22 protein-coding genes are annotated in these 20,986 nt (G+C 45.3%); 6 read left to right on the top strand and 16 right to left on the bottom strand.

Annotation, left to right across the window (positions count from 1 at the left end):
- Positions 1 to 31 precede the first annotated feature (31 nt).
- Positions 32 to 421, top strand: coding sequence for a DUF7147 family protein (locus N288_RS08415; protein WP_009791149.1), 390 nt, complete (start codon positions 32 to 34; stop codon positions 419 to 421).
- A 123-nt stretch (positions 422 to 544) separates the two neighbouring features.
- Here N288_RS08415 and N288_RS08410 read toward each other — a convergent pair whose 3' ends face one another.
- The 5 genes from N288_RS08410 to N288_RS08390 form a co-directional block, all read right to left on the bottom strand.
- Positions 545 to 820 (bottom strand): YlbG family protein, encoded by a 276-nt coding sequence (locus N288_RS08410; RefSeq protein ID WP_009791147.1) that lies wholly within the window; start codon positions 818 to 820, stop codon positions 545 to 547.
- A 136-nt stretch (positions 821 to 956) separates the two neighbouring features.
- A complete protein-coding gene (locus tag N288_RS08405) occupies positions 957 to 1,397 on the bottom strand; it encodes a YlbF family regulator (RefSeq protein ID WP_009791146.1) in 441 nt (146 codons plus the stop codon).
- A gap of 59 nt (positions 1,398 to 1,456) precedes the next feature.
- Positions 1,457 to 1,870 carry a hypothetical protein gene (locus N288_RS24265; RefSeq protein WP_022543687.1) on the bottom strand — a complete coding sequence of 138 codons (414 nt, stop codon included), beginning with the start codon at positions 1,868 to 1,870 and terminating at the stop codon, positions 1,457 to 1,459.
- A gap of 139 nt (positions 1,871 to 2,009) precedes the next feature.
- A complete protein-coding gene (locus N288_RS08395) occupies positions 2,010 to 2,252 on the bottom strand; it encodes a YlbE-like family protein (protein ID WP_009791144.1) in 243 nt (80 codons plus the stop codon).
- Positions 2,253 to 2,269: 17 nt separating this feature from the next.
- Positions 2,270 to 2,668, bottom strand: a complete 399-nt coding sequence (locus N288_RS08390; protein WP_009791143.1) for a YlbD family protein — start codon at positions 2,666 to 2,668, stop codon at positions 2,270 to 2,272.
- Positions 2,669 to 2,811: 143 nt separating this feature from the next.
- Between N288_RS08390 and N288_RS08385 the strand changes: the two genes are divergently transcribed.
- Both N288_RS08385 and N288_RS08380 read left to right on the top strand, forming a co-directional pair.
- On the top strand, positions 2,812 to 3,297 hold the full coding sequence (locus N288_RS08385) for a PaaI family thioesterase (protein ID WP_009791142.1): 486 nt from the start codon (positions 2,812 to 2,814) through the stop codon (positions 3,295 to 3,297).
- Positions 3,298 to 3,307: 10 nt separating this feature from the next.
- The gene (locus N288_RS08380; protein ID WP_009791141.1) at positions 3,308 to 3,697 is read left to right on the top strand and encodes a hypothetical protein; all 390 of its coding nucleotides are present in this window, start codon (positions 3,308 to 3,310) and stop codon (positions 3,695 to 3,697) included.
- A 43-nt stretch (positions 3,698 to 3,740) separates the two neighbouring features.
- Here the strand turns inward: N288_RS08380 and N288_RS08375 are convergent, their stop codons facing one another.
- The gene (locus tag N288_RS08375) at positions 3,741 to 4,766 is read right to left on the bottom strand and encodes a CAP domain-containing protein (RefSeq protein WP_009791140.1); all 1,026 of its coding nucleotides are present in this window, start codon (positions 4,764 to 4,766) and stop codon (positions 3,741 to 3,743) included.
- A 487-nt stretch (positions 4,767 to 5,253) separates the two neighbouring features.
- Complete coding sequence (locus tag N288_RS08370; protein WP_009791138.1) at positions 5,254 to 5,685, bottom strand: CBS domain-containing protein; 432 nt, start codon at positions 5,683 to 5,685, stop codon at positions 5,254 to 5,256.
- A gap of 338 nt (positions 5,686 to 6,023) precedes the next feature.
- On the opposite strand from N288_RS08370, the gene N288_RS08365 reads away from it, so the two are divergent.
- Positions 6,024 to 6,383 (top strand): YugN family protein, encoded by a 360-nt coding sequence (locus tag N288_RS08365; protein ID WP_009791136.1) that lies wholly within the window; start codon positions 6,024 to 6,026, stop codon positions 6,381 to 6,383.
- 194 nt (positions 6,384 to 6,577) lie between these two features.
- Positions 6,578 to 7,636 (top strand): sporulation integral membrane protein YtvI, encoded by a 1,059-nt coding sequence (ytvI, locus tag N288_RS08360; protein WP_009791135.1) that lies wholly within the window; start codon positions 6,578 to 6,580, stop codon positions 7,634 to 7,636.
- 110 nt (positions 7,637 to 7,746) lie between these two features.
- Here the strand turns inward: ytvI and N288_RS08355 are convergent, their stop codons facing one another.
- The 8 genes from N288_RS08355 to cyoE form a co-directional block, all read right to left on the bottom strand.
- On the bottom strand, positions 7,747 to 8,928 hold the full coding sequence (locus tag N288_RS08355) for a GNAT family N-acetyltransferase (protein ID WP_232217713.1): 1,182 nt from the start codon (positions 8,926 to 8,928) through the stop codon (positions 7,747 to 7,749).
- Between the two features lie 131 nt (positions 8,929 to 9,059).
- Positions 9,060 to 9,527: a DUF420 domain-containing protein gene (locus N288_RS08350; RefSeq protein ID WP_009791133.1), complete on the bottom strand. Its 468-nt coding sequence runs from the start codon at positions 9,525 to 9,527 to the stop codon at positions 9,060 to 9,062.
- Positions 9,528 to 9,686: 159 nt separating this feature from the next.
- On the bottom strand, positions 9,687 to 10,598 hold the full coding sequence (gene ctaG, locus N288_RS08345) for a cytochrome c oxidase assembly factor CtaG (RefSeq protein WP_022543684.1): 912 nt from the start codon (positions 10,596 to 10,598) through the stop codon (positions 9,687 to 9,689).
- A gap of 185 nt (positions 10,599 to 10,783) precedes the next feature.
- Positions 10,784 to 11,119 (bottom strand): cytochrome c oxidase subunit IVB, encoded by a 336-nt coding sequence (ctaF, locus tag N288_RS08340; protein ID WP_035401058.1) that lies wholly within the window; start codon positions 11,117 to 11,119, stop codon positions 10,784 to 10,786.
- 4 nt (positions 11,120 to 11,123) lie between these two features.
- The gene (locus tag N288_RS08335; RefSeq protein ID WP_009791129.1) at positions 11,124 to 11,753 is read right to left on the bottom strand and encodes a cytochrome (ubi)quinol oxidase subunit III; all 630 of its coding nucleotides are present in this window, start codon (positions 11,751 to 11,753) and stop codon (positions 11,124 to 11,126) included.
- On the bottom strand, positions 11,753 to 13,630 hold the full coding sequence (ctaD, locus tag N288_RS08330) for a cytochrome c oxidase subunit I (protein ID WP_022543683.1): 1,878 nt from the start codon (positions 13,628 to 13,630) through the stop codon (positions 11,753 to 11,755). Before ctaD ends, N288_RS08335 begins: the two co-directional genes overlap by 1 nt.
- Before the next feature lie 25 nt (positions 13,631 to 13,655).
- Positions 13,656 to 14,723, bottom strand: a complete 1,068-nt coding sequence (coxB, locus tag N288_RS08325; protein WP_009791127.1) for a cytochrome c oxidase subunit II — start codon at positions 14,721 to 14,723, stop codon at positions 13,656 to 13,658.
- A gap of 110 nt (positions 14,724 to 14,833) precedes the next feature.
- Positions 14,834 to 15,772, bottom strand: coding sequence for a heme o synthase (cyoE, locus tag N288_RS08320; protein ID WP_009791126.1), 939 nt, complete (start codon positions 15,770 to 15,772; stop codon positions 14,834 to 14,836).
- 534 nt (positions 15,773 to 16,306) lie between these two features.
- On the opposite strand from cyoE, the gene N288_RS08315 reads away from it, so the two are divergent.
- On the top strand, positions 16,307 to 17,284 hold the full coding sequence (locus tag N288_RS08315; RefSeq protein WP_022543682.1) for a COX15/CtaA family protein: 978 nt from the start codon (positions 16,307 to 16,309) through the stop codon (positions 17,282 to 17,284).
- Positions 17,285 to 17,403: 119 nt separating this feature from the next.
- Here N288_RS08315 and pyc read toward each other — a convergent pair whose 3' ends face one another.
- Positions 17,404 to 20,844, bottom strand: coding sequence for a pyruvate carboxylase (gene pyc, locus N288_RS08310; RefSeq protein WP_022543681.1), 3,441 nt, complete (start codon positions 20,842 to 20,844; stop codon positions 17,404 to 17,406).
- Positions 20,845 to 20,986: the final 142 nt, after the last annotated feature.

Genomic DNA, 20,986 nt, shown 5'->3' with positions numbered 1-20,986 from the left:
AATTTTTTCATATTAACCAGGAGGAATCTATGTGATCCAGCGTTTTATTGAATTGGGAGAAGGCTATTCCGATATATATGAATTACTTGAAATTGTCCGTTCTAACAAACATCGGCTGCAGCATTTGATAGCATTTCAATCCGCTTATGAAGGGAAAGAGATGACATCGGTCGCCGCGGTGCTCAGGCCTGCCGAGACAGGGAAATTCCAGCCTCTGTATATTTGCCGGGAAGGTATCCCCCATCCTGACAAAGCTCCCAACGCCAGGTTTCAATTATTTAAGGATTTAGCTGATGATTGCGAAAAGGAAATAATCCGGCTGGAAGTCAAGCCTTCTGCACTCTTTGCAGAAAAAGAATTATTCTATCAGTACCTCATCGGCATTCTCAGATTGAACCATTATATTCAGCCGCTGCACTAAGAAATGCTGAAAAGCCTTGATCAGCCCCGACAAGCTTAAGGCACTTCAGGATAGAAGGCTCAGCGCAGCAGAATTGTATTGTTTGTTCATCAGAAAAAAAGGCAGGGATTTCTCCCTGCCTTTTTAAATACCCATTTTATAATCGTATTCTTTCGCTTTATCCGGCTTCGAATTTTCGAATTCTGTCTTCAGGAACGGTTTATAGGAAGGCTCAGCCTTTTTTACGAATGAATAGGATGAAATTTTTTGGATCAATGCCTCAGTATCCTCTATATCGCAGTAAATGACCGCATACTTCAGCTTTTTGGAAACATAGTGGACATTCCCAAACCGTCTCAGCATTTTTGCCTGCTTAAGAGAATAAAGCCAAACAATGATTCCCTGTCGCTGACCTAGCATATAATTTTCCCCTTCAATTTGGCAGTTTTTTATAGTCTAGCAAACAAAAAGGCATATATCAAGAAAAGCTTATAGACTTATGTGCCGCTGCGGAATGCAAAAAGCCCGGGAGTACAAGCTCCCGGGCCATGCTGATTTATGCGGAACAGCTGCAGCTTCCGCCTGATCCGCAGCCGCCTCCGCAGCTGGAGTCAAAGAACGGGTTGCCAGTCGGCACCTTAACACTTTCCGAGACAGACTTTCCAATGATGAGACTGACTTCGTCAAGCAGGCTTTGCAGATCTGTTTCAGCCTTTTTGAACTCAGCCAGATGAATGTCCATGTCCATCTCCCTTTTCACTTCCCTGATGCTCATCATCACTGTTTTATAATCAGGATGATACCTTCCGAAGCGCTGCACTTCTTCGTACTGCTCCTTCATTTTTACAAAGGCTTGAATTTTCCTTTGAGTCTCCCTGCTGTTTTTCACTTTATATAAACAAGCGCGGTACTGCTCCGCCGCTTCTGATGTAAGAATCATGGCCGATAATTGGTCAGCTCTCTCAAGCAATTCGACTCTTTCGGTTGTTGCAAGCATGAAAAGCCCACCTCCGATTCATATTCTATCATGAATATGTTAAATTGCGAAGTATGTGCTTAAGGTATTTTTACAGTAAATTCCTTTTCTGCCCCCCCAGTACTTCCTTTTGAAACTACTTTCACCTTTATGTGATGGAGTCCGCTTGCGAGCCCTTTGACCGAAAAGGAAGCAGCATGGACTTCCCGCACTTTCTTTCCGTCAGCATACAGCAGGATTTTCCCTTGCTGTTCCCCTGCACCATCCCGGAAAGAAACTCCTGTAACGATACAGTCTATGTATAGGTCACTGCCATGGATTGTATATTTAACAAATAGCGGGCTCTCCTTTTCCTTCAGCCCTGCTGCTGAAATGTTTTTAGCCCCAATATCCGCTGTTTCAAACAGCTTTGCCTCCGGCTCCGGCAAATCTTTGCCGCATCCGGCAGCCAGCACTGCTCCGATTCCAATGAACAAGGCGATTACTTTTTTCATTTCTTGTTCCTCCTTTGCCACCAGGCTATTACTAGTCTTTCTTGGAAGGCAGCTGTTTATGAGCAGAAATTTTCAAAGAGAGAGCGAATCTTTTTTTAAAACACAATGAAAAAAGCTCTTCTCCCGGGAGAAGAGCTTACTATGAAGATTGTGAGTTCATTGCCTGAAACATGCTCATCATCATGGAAGCCATCTGGACGCCATTGGTGAACTTCTCAACATGATGCGGGATCGTTCTTTTATAATAATGCAGTGCGGCAACCTCCAGCGCTTGTATTTCCTGGGGATTCCTGGACAAAGTGCGATACCATTGGGGCTGTTCTCTAATAAATTGCTTCAGTTCTTTTTTCTGCTCTAAATAGTCAAGGATATCTCTTCTCATCTCACACCTGCCTTAAATCAATCTTTTCGGAATGAAAAAGGATTTGGCGGTTTTGCCTGGACCGGGCTTTGTGAGCCTGGGGTCTGGCCTCCTGTCTGGAATTGGGAGATTACGCCCTGGACCGCAGACAGGGCCTGGCTGAGATTATTAATATATCCTTGCACCTGGCCGGGATCCATTTTTTTGACGGTGCCCATCACCGTGGACATCCAGTCGCTTTTTTTCTCCTCTTCCTTCACTTCTGCCCCAGGATCCGATTCGCCCCATCTGGCATCCTCCTCACCGAGAAGGTACCAATCTTCGTATAGATCCTGCCACGTCGACTTTCCATCTCTTACTTCTTTTATGATATGCGGCCTGGATTTTACGAAGTCCTTGAATTGCGCAACGGAAGGATGAAGTTTCTTTACTGTCATAATCCAATCACCTCATCTGATGCATTCGCCTACTTTACCATATGAAAAAGCTTCATGAAATGTGAAAGCTGTCTTTCACAGATGCAAAAAATGCCAATTAAATGATAAGATATGAAGCAGAAAGCATGTGAAAGGTGATATTTATGGATGAGCAGCTAAGGGATTTATTCGAAGCCTGCCTTGAACAGGCCACTGATGACGACAGGAAGGTTTTGCACACACTTCTTGCCGGAGTGAAGAAGAAGCAGGATAACATAAACAGCTCCTATATAGGCGGCATCCTGCATATGGACCGGACCATCACAGCACAGGAATGCAAAATTACAATGCCCGTCTCCCCCCTCCTGCATAATACACTCGGCATCGTGCATGGAGGGATCACGGCCACTGCTGTCGATTCAGCAATGGGCACCCTTGCCAACTCCCTTCTGCCTGAGGGCTATGGGGCAGTCACCACACAGCTGAATATCCACTATCTGGCTGTCGGTAAAGGCGAAAACATTATATGTACAGCCGCCCTCAGCCACAAAGGCACGAAGACCATGGTTCTTTCTGCTGATGTATACAGGGCTGACGGACGGAAGATCGCACAGGCTACTGGCAGCTTTTTTGTTATAGAAAAAAAATAAGGAGGGCGCTATGGTCACCGCCATTGTCATCCCTATTATATGCTTATACTTCTTCTGGGTCACGAGGAAGGAAAGGCGGAATTCCGAAGCAGAATGGAGAAGTATTGGCATGGTCCCTGAAGAAGCTGTGATTGAAGGGAAAGTCACTGCGCTTCACCTTGAAAAGCAGCGCTATTATCATCATCTGTATGTTTGGGTGCTTGAAATGCGCCTCCAGGCTTCAGCAAAGACAATCATAGCCAGAAAGCTGCAGGCAGCAGATCAAGAATTCAGGTATCCCGGTTTTAAAGAGGGCGAATTTATTATCCTTTTCGGGAAATGGCAGAAAGATATTTTCATTGTAAACCGTTCAATGCCCAAAAAAGGACTGAATCAGACAGCATCCCTTGAAACAGACTAAAAAAAAGAGGCTCCCGGCAGTCCGGAGGCCTCTTTGACTATCTTCACTCTTGCCATTTCTGTATAAAATTCTGAGTATAATGCCTGTCGTACACGCCGACGCCCAGGTGGGTGAAGTCCGGGTTTAGCAGGCTCTCCCTGTGGCCTTTGCTATTCAGCCAGCCTTCAACTACTGCGGGAGCATCCACATAGTGAGCAGCGATATTCTCGCCAGCCATCTGATAAAAAACCTCCCCAGCCTCAAGCCTGTCCGACAGCTCGCCGTATTTTTCCGAGGTATGGGAAAACTGTTTGCTTTCAAACATATCCCTGCTATGCTCATAAGCTACTTTTGCAGTAGCTTCGTCCCATTCAAGCACATTCAATTCATGCCTTGCCCTGATAAAGTTGCTGATGTCGAATATCTGTTTTTCATTTCCTTCTTCAATCAGCCTCTTTTCTGCCTGCTCTGAAGGCTTGGCTTCTATCAGCTCACCCCTGTATACCAGTTCATAAGGCCGGAGCTTTACAAGCGTCGGGGCATCCATATACCTGATGCTGGACAGCTCGCCTGTGAAACGGTCGATATACAGCTGTGCATAAATATTTCCGGCCTTGATGAGCGGCCTGGTATTCAGATCGTCTTCAGAGAGTTCAAACCGGTATGAGCTGCCTTTGTATTGAAAATTAATATTAGTGTCAATAAACACAGAAGAATAAATTTCGCTGACCGGCTGACCTATATGGAAAGGACTCACGTCAGCATCGGGCCCTGTGGCAAACAGCGTGACAATCCTTCCATCCAATACGCCCGCCTGAACATACTGGCTGGTGCCTTTCTTATAAATCCACCATTCATAGCCATATTCTGATGGGTCTTTACGTTCCGGGTCACCAAGCAAGACCTGCAGATCAGAGGCATTTTTGCCAATAAGCGATGACAGGCCCTCCCCCGGAAGCTTTAAGGAAGATTCGTCAATCATATTTTGCTCGCTGAGAGAATCGTCTTTCTGGGGTTTCGTTTCCTCATCACTGATCAGGAGTTCGTCTTTAGGGTCTGATGATATATTAAAATAAAAACTAATCACCAAAAAAATGGATACAATAATTAAAATACGGATTAATTTTAGCAGACTCCAGCCCCCTCCCTGCCGTCTTTTCTATCTTTTCTATCATTATATGCCGCAGTATATAGATTATTATATCATTTTCAACTTTCTTTTTAATAGAATAGAATGACAAAATTGCAGGTTTGTCATTGAAAACACAAAAAGACTGCTTAAGCAGTCCTAAAGTAAATTATTATTAGGTTAAGCTCGGGCAGCAATTAAATTTTGAAACCCTGATGATTGTAGAGGAAGACACGTAGACTCCTGCGGGACAGCAGCGGAAATGTTGAGACCCCGCAGCGCGTAAGCGTGAGGAGGCTCAACTCCGCCCCGCGGAAAGCGAAGTGTCTGGAGCGGAAATCATCAGCCCTATTAACAAAATTAAACTAATCTTGAAAATCAATCGCAATAGATTAGATTTCTGACCTGCTACAAGGTTTTAATCCAAATAAAAAATTTACTAAGCAGTTTATTGAGTTGCTTCATTTTCGTGTTCAGAGATGTCTGTGAGGGCCATTCCGGCCTGGGCGTTGGTGCGGCTGCTGACGGCAAGGTCGCCGAGGGATATGATGCCGGCCAGTTTGCCGTTTTCTACGACAGGAAGCCTCCTGATCTGATGCTCAGCCATGATCCTTGATGCTTCGCTGATATTGGCATCAGGCGAGACTGTAACAAGATCACTGCTCATGATATCCTCCACTTTTGTAGATCCCGGATGCTTCTCTGCCACCCCTCTTACCACGATGTCCCGATCTGTAATCATCCCTACAAGCCTGTCAGCATCCACAATCGGGATGGCGCCGACATCCTGCTCCTTCATTTTCAAAGCTACCTCATACATATTGTCCAGAAGAGTGCAGCAATCTACATCTCTTGTCATTATATCGCCAATTTTCTTCATTATAAGCCCTCCTTATTTGATTCCTGCCTGCCGCCTCATTCAGAGGGGCAGACAGATTCGCTAAAAGATAGGGTTTCCAGTCAAGGGATAATTATGTACTGCAGCGGGAAAATAAGGACAGCCATAAAGACCAGCATAATTGTGACTGTTTTAAGTTTTCTTCATCTATTCGTTGCAACTTTGACATTTTTCTACTATTATTAAATTTGAGATAAAAGGGTCCCGATTTCATTGCTTATAGTCCCGGGATGCCTTTTTTGAAAGGCTTGGCCGCTGGTTGCCTTTACTTACAGAATTGCTGTCCAAAAGGACGGCATTGTTTTTCAGGAGGGACAAAGATGAAGTTCGAAAATACTGGTTTGGAAGAACTGAAAGCAGACCTTACACGTCTTGATGAAGTGATGCTTGAACATGGATTGGTCCGTGAAGGCCAATGGGATTATGAAAGAGTTACATACGACCGCAAGTTTGAATTAAAAGAAGGCGTTTTCTATCTGCGTGTCTTCGGTTACGCAGCGGAAGGGGATATCGGCTCCCATAAAGCCGTTATCCAGCTGATGACTCCTTTATTAGGAAAGCATTATTATCCCCATGGAATTGAGTATGGAGAAGGAGAAAGCTTCCCTAAGACACTGGTCAGCCAATGCGAAAAAACCCTTGCAGACATCCAGAGCAAAGTTAAAGGGTTTGCACTGTAAGCTGCAGGAACCGCATTACAATGGGAAGCACTGTAAAAGACGCATGAAACCATGCGTCTTTTTTTCCAGATAAAATAGCGGACAAAATCAGTTGTAGGCCAGCAGTTCTGCGTAATATAATATAATAATATATCTCAGTTTAAAGAATCAATATCTGAAGCTAAACCCTCAGTGATTTGGAAAGGAGTTTCACCTTGTCCGGTTTTTTTACAAAACGTTTTTTCATCTGGCTTATTGGGCTAATCTTAATAGGCACGCTTTTCTATTTCATCCTCCCTGTTTCCGTCCCGCTGATTGTTGCTTTTATAACAGCACTCATGCTTGAACCGCTCGTAAAGCTTCTGCAGGGAAAACTTAACATCAAACGAAGAATTTCCGTCATGATCGTTTTCATTGCTTTTGTTCTGTTTATTGGACTGTCCGGATATTTTATTACGACAAAAGTGATCACCGAAGCCATTAAGCTGGTTGAAAATGCTCCGGAATATGTGAATGAAATAAACAATGCATGGCTTGATGCAGAGGAAAAGTTCACCCGTGCTGCAGAAGATCTTCCAAAAGATGTGGTGGATGAGATCAGCAACCAGGTACAGACTTTCCTGAATAAAACGAAAACTGAACTGGTTGCATATGTAAGCATTGATAATGTGAAGGCGCTGCTTACCAATATCCCGAATTATCTTGTCAGCTTCCTTGTTTATTTAATTGCATTATTCCTGTTCCTGATCGATCTTCCGAGGCTCCGGCGTGGTGCCTACAACCACTTGACAGAAAAGACAGCCGATAAGGTCTCTTTCATGACATCCCGTCTCTCTTATGTTGTACTGGGCTTTTTCAAGGCACAGTTCCTCGTAAGCCTGATCATCTTTTTTGTGAGTCTTGTCGGGCTTCTTATCATAGCGCCGGATATCGCACTGGTCATGGCGCTCGTCCTGTGGATCATTGATTTCATTCCGATCATAGGCTCAATTGTTATACTCGGGCCGTGGGCGCTGTTTCATCTTTTGACAGGGGATGTGGTTCTGGGCACGAAGCTTGCCGTCCTGGCAGCTGTCCTGCTCATCATCAGAAGAACCGTAGAGCCAAAAGTAATGGGAACCCACATCGGGCTCTCCCCACTTTCCACCTTGATAGCCATGTATCTCGGGCTTAAGCTCCTTGGCATTCTTGGCTTTATCATCGGGCCGCTTATTTTGATTGCTTTCAATTCTGCAAAAGAAGCAGGGCTGATTAAGATGGATTTCAAAGTTTAAACAGTTTCAAAAAACAAGCAGGGCTCTTATATAAAAGATCCCTGCTTGTTTTTTTCTGGAGTTAAAGAGATTCGGCAGCTTACCCAAACTCATGCTGCTCATAATTATTGTTAGAAAAAATCATAGAAAAACGCTTTTTGATGGGGAACCATTTTTTCAAATATGTCAGCATCTTCTGCAGATCCCTTGATCTCTCCAAGTTCATACAGCTCAATCGGCCGCTTGTATCCAGTGATAACAGCCGTCAGTGCATTGATGCTCAATTGCAGCCCTCTCTTTGGCGGATGGGCGCAGCTGCCCCCCTCTTTTGGCGGAAAGTATTGAACACCATTGGCTGACAGCTGATAGGTCCCTGTGTTCCAGGGAGCTAATTCGTCTGCAACATGCAGGAACAATGATTGTTCCGGAATTCCGTTAAATTGATAGGTGCCCAATGCCATTGAAAGATCTACAATCCGTGCCATAAAATAAGGGGTGACCTCCATATGCTGCTTTGGCTGCTTGAGATAGTACGGGAAAGGATCGTGGACCGATGTAAGCACCTTTACTTTATCAACCATAGAATCATGCTGGCAGATAAAGTTCCACAAACCAATCCGAGCTTCAGCAGTTAAAGCAGCTAATTCCTGAATGTCGAGGATGCTCTTTTCAACCTTGTAAAGAATATAACCTTCCGGCCTTCCTTCATCCGTTTGCCATACCGCAATTTGATAGTCGGAATAAACACTCTTGAGCCACCAGTCCCTGTCCCTGACAAGCATGCCGGAAAACTTGCTGGTGAAGCGGTCGTATATCTCTTCTGCTGTTGCATCATGGTGATCTTTGTTAAATCTGGTGATCCTTCCGGACAGCTGGCCGATCATATGTAAATCTATTTTATTGATTTCAACTCTTTTTTGGTCAGAAACCAGTTCCCATCCGTATTTCCTGTAAAAATGAATATTGAAGGGATGGAGAAAGGATATTATCTGCCCATTTTCCTTCATAGCCGACAGAGCCTGGCGCATTAGTCCTGATACATAGCCCCTTCTTCTGTACTCAGGAAAGGTGGCCACTCCTGCTATTCCGCCCATTTTCCATTCTTTGTCCTGAATTTTAACTTTTAAGTCCAGTAAGTGAAGCTTGGCAGCCAGTTTTCCATCTTCATAGGCTCCATATATCTTATGTTTCCTCATTGTTTCTTTCCTTTTAGGGAAATCACTTTCTGGTACATGATATTGAAAAGCATAACTGGAAAGCCTGATGGCTTCATCAAATGAATCCTCTTGCAATAATTTTATTTCCACTGTCATTGCCTCCATTCTACTTTTATCTATTCTATAGAGTGGCTTGTATTTCCTTCATTCAGAATCATAAGACAGTAAAAGGGAGGCACCGTCAAGCGGAGCCTCCCTTTTGTATAGCAGCGGACTGCAGAGCTTAATCAGAATCCTAAAATTGCTTTAATGACTGATGTGGTTTCCCCGCCATGATAGAACACATATAACAGCAGATAAACAGCTACTCCTGTTATCGCCGTAAAAAACCAGATGATGCTTGTTATCGGACCAATTTTTCGGTGCTTTTCCAATTTATTCGTATAGCCGGTCAGCAGTGTGACAATGCCGAATACTGCTCCTGTAGTAGCCAATGTAATATGGAAAATCAAAAATAAGGTATAATAAATTTTTATATCATCCGGCCCTCCAAAGGCAGTATTGCCGATAAAAACCGTCCTGCTCGCATAAATAATGAAGAAAATGATAGCAAATACTGCCGCCAGCAGCATTGTCTTTTTATGCGCTTCTATTTTCCGCTGGCGGATCTGATACCAGCCGATCGCTACTGTAACAGCGCTCAATACAATGAACGTGGTGCTGATTGTAGGCAAAACAGGCAATGAATAGTTCATAATAACTTCCTCTCTGGACTCATGTTTACAAAATCAATTCTATTAAAACAGCGGCGATTTTTCAATAAACAATCCGCTTCTTTCAGCAATGTTCCCTAATTGTTCATAAATCCAGATACCATTTAATAGAAAAAATCTCCCGGCCTGGGAGATTTTTTCCTACTCAGCAATCTGCGGATCAAGCGATCTGGAAGCCTTAAGTTCTGCTTCAGTTTCCTGCTGTTCCTTCTTGTACCATTGGAAGAAGACCTGAGCGAGGACAACCCCGTATACAACTTCCTGGAATACCTTCATAAGAACGCCGCCAAGCTGCTGGTCATTGAGGGCAGACATGCTGTTGAACATTTCAGGACCGCTCAAATTGAGCGAAGCCAGCGTGGCTGAAGGAACACAGAGATGCATGGCATCAGCCCAGGCACGCGGATCCGAGAAGGTCGCGTAAATAGGTGTGTCTGCAAAAATGATCAGCGCACAAGCAGGTGTAAGAAGAATGCCGTCAGCAAAAATATAGCCGACCTTCTTCAGCCCATTCAAGGATTCGTATTCTTCAAGTTTATTCACAAGAGGCCACCACATCAGCCCGGCAAGGATGAACAGAAGTATAGAATAGCCGCCATGAAGCCACATATTCGTCTTGACTGCGTCAAAGATCAATGGAATATGGTAAATGGAGAAAATTCCATTGAACAAAATCAGGGCTATCAGGGGCTTTGTTAAGAACCTGAAAACTTTTTGAATACTTGCCGGTGCCAGTATCTTTCGCCATAGCCATTCCGGGATCCCTGTAATCAAAAGGGGCGGTACAATCAGATATAGTATCGACATCTGAATCATATGCGCGTAAAAGGTGATATGGCTCATCAGGTCTACCGGTGAGCCTTTTACTGCATACACAAGAATGATAGCAGCCGTAAACAGAACTGCCTGTTTGGCTGAAAGCGGGGTGCTCCCGCTGAATCGCTGCCGGTATTTTACTGTCAACAGAAAATAGGCTGCAAGGATTGCCAGCATGACTATAAAGAAATAAGGACTCCAAAGCGCTCTAAAACCGAATATGTCTAGTGTAAGCATCGCTTGCCACCTCTTAAAGTAATATTGTCGCTTGCACTGTCAAATGCATGTACAAAGCCATTATACCGCTGCTGGAGATGAAACTCAATAATACACAGCTTACTGCAGGCAAGCCCTGCACAAAGTTCATCAAATCTCCTTATTCATACAAAAAAAAGAAAATCGGCTAAAAGCCGATTTCTTTTTTACCACCAGATAATTGTCATGAAAGCCAATACTGTAATTGCACCCACGAGCAAGCCGGAATACAGGAACAGTGCAGGAGCCTCATGGCCCTTATGGCTCATATGCATGAAATAATAAAGCTGGAAGATAACTTGCACAACTGCAAGGATCAGGATGAACGGCACGATGAACCATGCCGAAAATTCCTCATAGCCAACAGCTACAAATGCTACAAGCGTAAGGAAAATCATCAGGGCAAAAGTGATGACCTGCATTCTCATTTCCTCTGCACTTTTCTTGCGACGGTATTCAATGTCTACTCTTGGGTTACCTGAGTTCGGTTGTTGATTCGCCATCAGTTTATCCCACCATTCCCATTAAGTATACTACTGTAAAGATAAATACCCAAACAACGTCAATAAAATGCCAGTATAAGCTTGCGACATAAAATTTTGGAGCGTTGTAAAGGCTCAATCCCCGTCTTGAGTTGCGGATCAGCAGTGTTGTGATCCACAGGAGACCGAATGCAACGTGTCCTCCATGGAAGCCTACCAACGTATAAAAGGCTGAACCGAAAGCACTGCTTGTGAATGTATGGTGGTATTCATGCACATAGTGATTGAATTCGTAAATCTCCAGTCCAAGGAACGCAGCGCCGAGGGCAACGGTGATCCACATCCAGAGCTGCATCTTCTTGAAGTTGAAATTTTTCATATGGTACATGGCGTAAACGCTTGTCAGTGAGCTCGTCAATAGAAGCATGGTAGCTGCAAAGACGAGCGGCAATTCAAACAGGTCCTTAGCCAGGGCATGTTCTGTTCCCGGAACCTTATCTTTTAAAGCAAGATAGGTTGCGAAGAGAGATGCGAAAAGCACCGTCTCCCCGCCAAGGAAGAACCAGAAGCCCAGAAATTTATTCTTTGCTTCGAGGGTTTGTTTCTCAGGCGATGCAGGCCATGTTTCTACAGTCATTTTTTCTTCTGTATGCATTATGCCTTTACCCCCTTGTCATCATCTTCTTTAAGTAAATCTTCTTTATGGATATGGAAGCCGTGGTCATCCTTGACAGATCTCAGGAACATGGAGCCCAGTGTAATGGCCATGCCGAGAATCAGGACAGGAATGCCCCAGTTGTTGCCGTCGTCGCCGTGGTACATTGCACCAAAGGCAGCTACGAACAGTCCAAACGAAATCATGAATGGAATGAAAGATGAATTAGGCATATGGATATCGCCGATCGGCTCTGCAGGCGTCAACGCGTTCTTGCCTTCCATCTTTTCAAGCCAGTATGCATCTAAACCGCGGACAAGCGGCGTCTGCTTAAAGTTGTAGAATGGCGGCGGTGAAGGGATAGCCCACTCCAGTGTGCGCCCGTCTCCCCAAGGGTCATTCCCGACTTTAACATTTTTAACACTTGTCACAATGATATTGATAAGCAAAATCAGCACGGCAACTGCCATGAAGAATGCACCAATTGTACTGATCATATTTCCTGTTTCAAGCCCCTGTCCAGGCAGGAATGTGAATACGCGGCGAGGCATACCCATCAAGCCCAGGAAGTGCTGGATAAAGAATGTCAGATGGAAACCGATCAGGAACAGCCAGAAAGTGATCTTTCCAAGCTTTTCGCTCAGCATGGTTCCAAACATTTTTGGCCAGTAGAAATGAAGGCCTGCCAATAGTCCAAGAACAACACCGCCAACGATTACATAGTGGAAGTGAGCTACAACAAAGTAGCTGTCATGGAACTGGTAATCGGCTGGAGCAGCTGCGTTCATAACCCCTGTTACCCCGCCGGCAACAAAGGAAGGAATGAAGGCTACTGCATAAAGCATCGGTGTTGTAAATCTGATGCTCCCCCCCCACATTGTAAAGAGCCAGTTGAAAATCTTGATACCTGTAGGAACAGCGATCGCCATTGTCGCTACAGCAAAGATAGCGTTGGCAATTGGCCCGAGCCCTGTTGTAAACATATGGTGAGCCCATACCATGAAGCCAAGGAAACCGATCAATACCGTTGCGAATACCATGGAAGAATATCCGAACAGCCTTTTTCTTGAGAAAGTAGCAAAGATCTCAGAGAAAATACCGAAAGCAGGCAGAATCAGGATATATACTTCAGGGTGTCCGAAAATCCAGAATAAATGCTCCCAGATAACTGTGTTTCCGCCGTTGGCAACATCAAAGAAATTAGAGCCGAACATGCGGTCAAAGATCAATAGAAAGATACCGACAGTAAGAGCCGGGAACGCAAACAGAATAAGTGCAGATACTACAAATGTAGACCATGTGAACAATGGCATACGCATATATGTCATGCCAGGGGCACGCATATTGACAATCGTTACAAGGAAGTTAATCCCCCCGATTAGGGTACCAGCACCGGAAATCTGCAGTCCGAGTGCATAGAAATCGATCCCGTGGCCTTCAGATGCCATCGATAAGGAAGCGTAAGACGTCCAACCAGCATCTGGAGCCCCTCCTAAAAACCATGACAGATTAAGGAAGATTCCTCCAAAGAAGAACAGCCAGAACCCAAGTGAGTTAAGGAACGGGAACGCTACATCCCGCGCACCGATCTGAAGAGGAACGACTGCGTTCATAAAAGCAAAGATCAATGGCATAGCTGCCAGGAATATCATGGTTGTACCGTGCATTGTCAATATCTCATTGTACAAGCCGGCACTTAAGAAATCATTGTTTGGAACTGCCAGCTGAATACGGATGAACATGGCTTCAAGTCCACCCACTATAAAGAAGAAACCGCCGGCAATTAGATAAAGGATCGCGATTTTCTTATGGTCCACTGTTGTTAGATAGTCCCATAAAGTGGCGCCGAATCCTTTCTTCTGAGCGTAGGTACTCACAAGTTTTACCTCCCTTTCGAACTCGTTACTCCTGAACTTTAAGGCCCATCAGATATTCTGTCAGAGCGTCAAGCTCCTCATCTGAAAGCTGGCCATATGTACCAGTCATTTTATTCCCCGGCTTATAAGCTTCAGGATCCTTCAGCCAGTTCTTCAATTCTTTTTCATTGTGATCCAGGATACCGGCAACGCGGTCGCGCTCGCCAAAGTTTGCAAGGTTTGGAGCCTGCCTTGCCTGCTCCGGCCTTCCATCCACAGGAGTCACAGCGTGACAGCCGATACAGCTGTTGTTAAAAATCTCCTGACCCTGCTGTGCAACTTCTGACTGAGGCTGAGGCTCTTCTGCATTCTGCATATCCGCAACCCACTGATCAAACTCTTCGCCAGAGATTGCTTTCACCTTGAAGTCCATCAGAGCATGTGAAGGTCCGCAAAGCTCCGCACATTTTCCGTAAAAAAGATCGCCTGCAACATCAGAGCTCTCTTTATCGAACTTCAGATAGAACTTATTGACATTATCAGTGTTCGTATCCATCTTGCCCCCGACTGCAGGGACCCAGAATGAATGCTTAACATCAGATGCCTTCAGATTAAAGTAAACCTTTTCACCAGTTGGAACGACAAGTTCCTGCCCAGTGATGATCTCCTGGTTTGGATACTCAAATTCCCACCAGTAAAGATTTGCACGGACATTGACAACCAATGCATCCGTTTTCCCTTCTTCGTTCTTTTTCTCCATTGGAGAAACATCCGCAAGCTTGAAAGTCTGTGCTACTGTAGGAACGGTCAGAACAAGAAGCAGAAGAATAGGAATAACTGTCCAGATGATTTCTAATTTGTGACTTCCTTCAACCTGTTTTGGAATTCTTTCGTCTTTGCGGCGAAACTTAAAAATAACAACCAGGAAAAGCACCGTGACAACGACAATTACTCCCACCATAATCGCCGTGCTCAGCAGCATTAAGTCATATTGCGTTTTCGCAACTTCCCCGGAAGGCTGAAGCGTGGACAAAAACGGTTCGCCGCACCCGGAAAGAATGAGCGTCAAAATTGCAAACAATGATGCAAGACGCCATTTTGCAAGCCTTTTCATGCTTAATCAAACCCCTCTTTCGTAAAAAATTTCTTTTGTTGTTTGATCAAAAAAAATATGGATAAATTCCCTCCCCCGCGCATGCGCGGAAGGGAATCTCCTAACGTAGGTTAAATAAGTGTAACGATCACCATTGCCACAAACATAATCGTCAGATATTGAAGCGAGTAAATGAACATTGCCTTTGCCCACTTAATATCATCCTTGAATTTGTTGGCATAGATCCCAAGGACTATCCAGCCGACATTCAATGCCGAAGCAAGGATCAGGAATGGAAGACCGAGAGATGTAAGCATCAGCGGCAGGGGCAGAAGCACAGCCAGCCATGCAAAAATATGTTTTTTCGTAGTGCGGAACCCTTTTACAACCGGAAGCATCGGTATGCCTGCTGCCCTGTATTCCTCTGCACGCCTCATGGCAAGTGCGTAGAAATGAGGAGGCTGCCAGGCAAACATAACAAGGAACAGCGCCCAAGCTATCATGTCCAGGTTTCCGTCAACTGCAGCCCAGCCGATCAGCGGCGGCACTGCTCCGGAAATGCTTCCTACGATTGTATTGGAAACATACTTGCGCTTAGTCCACATTGTATAGAGGACTACATAACTAAAGACGCCTATCAATCCAATTACAGCAGCTGCGGGTGATGCAAGGAGCAGCAGCAAGGTTCCCAATGCGATGGTGGATATGCTCAGCAGTGCCACCCTGCCCGGGCTGACCTTTCCTGTAACTGTAGGCCTGTCTTTTGTCCTTTCCATCAAATGGTCGATATCGCGGTCATAGTAATTGTTGTATGCACAGGAACCCGCAATGATCAGTGAAGATCCGACCAGTGTATAAAAAACAATATCAAGATTGTTGAAAAAATGCTGATCTGTAAAATGAAGGGCCAGCCACAAACCAGTGAAGGTAGTGATCATGTTTGAATTGATTATACCTACCTTGATGAGCGCCAGGAAATCCTTCCATGCAGTTGTCTCCGGTATATTGGCTTGAAGGCTTCGTTCACTGTTTTCTAAAGCAGCTTCACTGAAAGCCCTTGTGTTTGACATAACTTCTCCTCCTTTAACCCTTATCACAAATAAAGCTTTTCTACACTACAACTACTATAAGTAATACGATGCTATATTTGCAACAGAAAACGAGGGAATGCTAATCGAAATAGCAGTTATTACTATTCAAATGTCATAAAAATTGTCAAAAGTTTGTGTAGAAAAATAACTATGCCTCTGTATATTAAATCATACTTTGGCGTTTTTTTGTGAATTTTTTTCGAATTAATTATGACTAATTTGTGTCGAGGAGATGACAAACATTGTAACTGGTTACTTTTTTAGCATAATATATAATTGAAGCATTACGGAGATCTTACCTATTAGTACAACTGACTTGAATGAATAATAGATTATAGCCGGAATATGCTGCCGGGGAGTTGTAAAATCCTCCATAATTGTGTAGTATCGAACAGTCAGCGTTTTCGTGATACGATGCGCCGGCTGCCTCACCTGAACTATTATACCCTATTATTATACAGATTAAGTCTATTATGGCAATTTATGAAATTAATTTAAAAGAAGGTGACATGATTGCAGCGTTTGCTTAAATGGTTTGCAGTGCTGACAACGATCGGAATGCTGATGGTGCTCCTTGGAGGGGCTCTTGTGACAAAAACTGAATCCGGGATGGGATGCGGAAGATCCTGGCCGCTCTGCCACGGAGAGCTCATCCCGAGCAATATAACGCCGGAGCTGATCATCGAACTGGCCCACCGGGTTGTATCCGGCGGGGTCGGCATACTGGTCCTGGTGCTCTCGGTCTGGTCCTGGAAAGCGCTGGGCCATGTAAGAGAAACAAAATTCCTTGCTCTTGTCTCTTTCTTCTTTCTCGTCCTGCAGGGTCTGATCGGAGCAGCTGCGGTTAAATGGGGGCAGTCAGATTTTGTACTGGCCCTTCATTTCGGGATTTCCCTGATATCTTTTGCTTCAGTCCTGCTCCTCACACTTTTGATTTTTGAGGTGGATAAAAAGTTCCAGGCGGAAAAGCTTGTTCTGGATAAACGGATGCAAAAGCATATCATCGGCATTACGATTTATTCTTATGCGGTCGTGTACAGCGGTGCCCTCGTCAGGCATACCAATGCCAGCCTTGTTTGCCGCGATTGGCCATTCTGCCTGAATGACAGCATTATGCTGCCGGGCAATATGTATGAATGGATACAGATGGGCCACAGGGCTGCTGCCGGAATTATTTTTCTTTGGGTAGGTTATATCACCATATTGGCCGTCAGGCATTACCGCCACCAGAAGGTCGTGTTCTGGGGATGGATTATATCCTTTATCCTTGTGTCCCTTCAGGTTGCTTTTGGAGCGATGGTTGTTATATCCCGCCTCAACTTGTTCATTGCACTTGGACATGCCTTCTTCATCTCATGCCTGTTCGGTGTTTTCAGCTATTTTATCCTCCTTACTGCAAGGAGCAAGAAAAACGCCGCAGCACTTGCAAGCGTGCCGCCTGCAGCTGAAAAAGAAAACAATGCGGCACACCGGTCTGTTCCTGTTCAATAAGGACCGATGAAACAGCTTTAAAAAAATGCTTCATTGCTGTATTCATAAAAAAGAGGATGGGCAACTCACCGGCTGCCCATCCTCTTTTGCTATATTTTTTCTTTCGGCCCTGATTTCCTCTATTTCGAAAGCTCGATCAAAAGGTCTCCAGTCTGGATGGCTTCCCCATTTGCAACATGGATTTCACCGACCGTACCGGAATAAGGGGCCTGGACGGTCGTTTCCATCTTCATCGCTTCCGTGATCATCAGATGATCGCCCTTTTCGACCTTTTCCCCTTTTTCAACAATAACCTTAATAACTGTACCTGGCATGGATGCTGCTATATGCTTCTCATTTTTAGGATCAGCCTTCATCTTTGCAGATGCAGCAATTTTAATGCTTTCATCCTTGATGGAAACCTCGCGGGGCTGCCCGTTCAATTCAAAGTAAACGATCCTGGTGCCGTCCGCTTGGGGCTGTCCGATGGAAACAAGCTTTACAATCAGCGTTTTTCCAGTTTCAATTTCCACTTCTATTTCTTCTCCCAGCCTCAGGCCGTACAGGTAGGTCGGCGTATCCAGAACGGAAACATCGCCAAACTGCTCGACAGTGCTGCAGTATTCCATGAATACTTTCGGATACAGTGCATAGGCAATCGCTTCAAAGCTTGTCACCGGCCTTCCGAGCTCGTGGAAAAGCTTCTCCTTAAGCTTATCGAAATCCACGTCCTCCAGAAGCTCTCCCGGCCTTACAGTGATTGGTTCTTTACCCTTTAATATAACTTCCTGAAGCTCTTTCGGGAAGCCGCCATAAGGCTGGCCGAGAGACCCTTCAAACAGTTCAACTACAGAATCAGGGAAGTCGAGCGAGTGTCCGCGTGTGATGACATCTTCTTCTGTCAATTCATTTTGGACCATATACAGAGCCATATCGCCGACAACCTTTGATGAAGGAGTGACTTTTATGATATCGCCGAACATGTGGTTGACCCGGGAATACATTTCCTTGACCAGGTCCCATTTTTCCCCAAGGCCTACCGCTTTTGCCTGCTGCTGCAGGTTGCTGTACTGCCCTCCAGGCATCTCATGCTTATAGATCTCCGTATGTGGAGACTTCATTCCGGACTCAAAATCCTGGTAGTATTTCCGGACATCTTCCCAATAGTGGGACAGCTGCTCCAGTGCTTCAACATTTACTTCAGGCTGGCGTTCCTCTCCTGAAAGGGCATAATACAGGGAGCTTGCGCTTGGCTGTGAAGTCAGGCCGGCCATCGTGCTTAGTGCAACATCCACAATGTCCACACCGGCCTCGATAGCCTTGCTGTAGGTCATGACGCCGTTCCCGCTCGTATCATGCATGTGAAGATGGATTGGAATATCAACTGTTTCTTTCAGCTCTGAAATCAGTTCATACGCTGATTTCGGCTTGAGCAGCCCCGCCATATCTTTAATTGCCAGAATATGCGCTCCCTGGTTTTCAAGCTCCTTTGCCATTGATTTGTAATATTCCAGATTATACTTGGTCCTCGCGCTGTCCGAAATGTCGCCGGTGTAGCAGATGGCTGCTTCTGCTATTTTGCCGGTATCACGCACAGCCTCTATCGCCACTTCCATCCCTTTGACCCAGTTCAGGCTGTCAAATATACGGAAAACATCGATGCCTGCATAAGCAGACTTTTGAACAAACTCCCTGATCACATTATCAGGATAGTTTTTATAGCCTACAGCATTGGAAGCCCTCAAAAGCATCTGAAAAAGGACATTCGGCATTTTTTCCCTTAGCTTGAGAAGCCTTTCCCAAGGATCCTCTTTTAAGAAACGGTATGCAACATCAAAGGTTGCCCCTCCCCACATTTCATAAGAGAACATTTCCGGCAGAAGCTTTGCTGTCGGTTCTGCAATATGCGCGATGTCAGTCGTACGTACGCGCGTGGCCAGCAGGGACTGATGGGCATCACGGAAGGTGGTGTCAGTCAATAGGACCTTATCCTGCTCCTTGATCCATTTCACCAGACCTTCCGGACCCTGGCTGTCCAGGATCTGCTTTGTCCCGTCCTGGTATTCCTGGTTATAGCGGAGCTTCGGAATCCTCGGCTTCTCGAAAACCGGCCGCTTCTTTTTCTCTACCCCCGGGAAGCCGTTGACTGTTACATTGCCGATATAGGCAAGCATCTTTGTGCCGCGGTCTTTTCGTTTAGGGAATAAAAACAGCTCAGGCGATTTGTCGATGAAAGATGTATCATATTCCCCTGTAATGAACTTCTCGTGCTTGACGACATTTTCAAGGAAAGGAATATTTGTCTTGATTCCGCGGATCCTGAATTCCTGCAGGTTCCTCACCATTTTTGAAGCAGCCTGCTCAAAGGTTAGTGCCCATGTGGACAGTTTGACGAGCAGTGAATCATAATATGGGGTTATAACAGCCCCCTGGAAGCCATTGCCTGCATCGAGCCTCACCCCGAAACCGCCACCGGATCGGTAGGTCATGAGCTTCCCCGTATCAGGCATAAAATTGTTCAGAGGATCCTCAGTGGTAACCCGGGACTGGATCGCATAGCCATTGATCTTTATATCCTCCTGTGCAGGGATCCCCACTTCCCGGCTATGGAGATCAAATCCTTCTGCGACAAGGATCTGCGTCTGGACAATATCCACCCCTGTCACCATTTCAGTGATCGTATGCTCAACCTGTACGCGGGGATTTACCTCAATGAAGAAAAACTCATCCCCGGAGGTAAGGAATTCCACTGTTCCGGCATTCACATAGTCGACATTTTTCATCAGCCTTACAGCCGCATCACAGATTCTCCCGCGGAATTCTTCAGAGAGAGAGACGCACGGTGCAACCTCGACCACTTTTTGATGGCGCCGCTGCACTGAGCAGTCCCTTTCAAACAGGTGGACGATGTTCCCGCTTTTGTCACCGATGATCTGAACTTCGATATGCTTAGGGTTTTCGATGAATTTTTCAACATAAACCTCATCATTCCCGAAAGCAGCCTTCGCTTCTGATTTCGCCCTTTCGTATGCCTCTTTCACATCATCAAGGCTTCTGACAATCCTCATCCCTCTGCCTCCGCCGCCAAGGGAGGCTTTGATGATGATCGGGAAACCATGGTCCTTCCCGAATAAAATCACTTCTTCCAGGCTTTTAACGGGCCCGTCGCTCCCCGGAATGACAGGGATTCCCGCACGCATCGCCTGATCTTTTGCCTTTACTTTGTCCCCGAACATATCCAGGTGCCGGGAAGTTGGTCCAATAAAAATGATGCCTTCCTCTTCACATCTTTTAGCGAATTCAATATTTTCTGACAAAAAACCATAGCCGGGATGAATGGCGTCAACATTTCTTGCCTTCGCAATCCCGATGATCCCCTCTATATCCAGATAGGCATCAATCGGCTTTTTGCCTTCTCCGACGAGGTACGCCTCATCTGCTTTATACCGGTGGTAGGAGCCTGAATCTTCCTTAGAATAAACAGCCACGGTCCGGATATTCAGCTCAGTGCATGCCCGAAAAACCCGGATTGCGATTTCTCCTCTATTGGCAACCAGTACCTTATTAATTTGTCTGCTCACAAATTCCACCCCATCCATAGTCTTTTAGATGCCTTTCCGGAACTTGCAGAAAGGCTTGGCTAATTTGTATTGCTATATGTAAAGACTTCGGCCGCTTTGCAGCAGAGATTCTGCAGCAAAGCGGCCAAAGCCTGCAGCCCTG

This window comes from Bacillus infantis NRRL B-14911 (assembly GCF_000473245.1).
Classification (GTDB): Bacteria; Bacillota; Bacilli; order Bacillales; family Cytobacillaceae; genus Bacillus_AB; species Bacillus_AB infantis.
This window is presented reverse-complemented; position numbering and strand designations above follow the sequence as displayed.

What these genes read in the sequence shown, in the direction of transcription:
- cyoE (WP_009791126.1), bottom strand. Translation starts at nt 15,772, where the DNA reads ATGTCAAACACAAGGGCTTTCAGTGAAGCTGCTTTAGAAAACAGTGAA.
- N288_RS08350 (WP_009791133.1), bottom strand. Translation starts at nt 9,527, where the DNA reads ATGAACTATTCATTGCCTGTTTTGCCTACAATCAGCACCACGTTCATT.
- N288_RS08410 (WP_009791147.1), bottom strand. Translation starts at nt 820, where the DNA reads ATGCTAGGTCAGCGACAGGGAATCATTGTTTGGCTTTATTCTCTTAAG.
- N288_RS08355 (WP_232217713.1), bottom strand. Translation starts at nt 8,928, where the DNA reads ATGACAGTGGAAATAAAATTATTGCAAGAGGATTCATTTGATGAAGCC.
- N288_RS08385 (WP_009791142.1), top strand. Translation starts at nt 2,812, where the DNA reads ATGGATGAGCAGCTAAGGGATTTATTCGAAGCCTGCCTTGAACAGGCC.
- N288_RS08380 (WP_009791141.1), top strand. Translation starts at nt 3,308, where the DNA reads ATGGTCACCGCCATTGTCATCCCTATTATATGCTTATACTTCTTCTGG.
- N288_RS08405 (WP_009791146.1), bottom strand. Translation starts at nt 1,397, where the DNA reads ATGCTTGCAACAACCGAAAGAGTCGAATTGCTTGAGAGAGCTGACCAA.
- N288_RS08390 (WP_009791143.1), bottom strand. Translation starts at nt 2,668, where the DNA reads ATGACAGTAAAGAAACTTCATCCTTCCGTTGCGCAATTCAAGGACTTC.
- N288_RS24265 (WP_022543687.1), bottom strand. Translation starts at nt 1,870, where the DNA reads ATGAAAAAAGTAATCGCCTTGTTCATTGGAATCGGAGCAGTGCTGGCT.
- ctaG (WP_022543684.1), bottom strand. Translation starts at nt 10,598, where the DNA reads ATGCTTACACTAGACATATTCGGTTTTAGAGCGCTTTGGAGTCCTTAT.
- N288_RS08335 (WP_009791129.1), bottom strand. Translation starts at nt 11,753, where the DNA reads ATGCATACAGAAGAAAAAATGACTGTAGAAACATGGCCTGCATCGCCT.
- N288_RS08370 (WP_009791138.1), bottom strand. Translation starts at nt 5,685, where the DNA reads ATGAAGAAAATTGGCGATATAATGACAAGAGATGTAGATTGCTGCACT.
- ctaF (WP_035401058.1), bottom strand. Translation starts at nt 11,119, where the DNA reads ATGGCGAATCAACAACCGAACTCAGGTAACCCAAGAGTAGACATTGAA.
- coxB (WP_009791127.1), bottom strand. Translation starts at nt 14,723, where the DNA reads ATGAAAAGGCTTGCAAAATGGCGTCTTGCATCATTGTTTGCAATTTTG.
- N288_RS08365 (WP_009791136.1), top strand. Translation starts at nt 6,024, where the DNA reads ATGAAGTTCGAAAATACTGGTTTGGAAGAACTGAAAGCAGACCTTACA.
- N288_RS08395 (WP_009791144.1), bottom strand. Translation starts at nt 2,252, where the DNA reads ATGAGAAGAGATATCCTTGACTATTTAGAGCAGAAAAAAGAACTGAAG.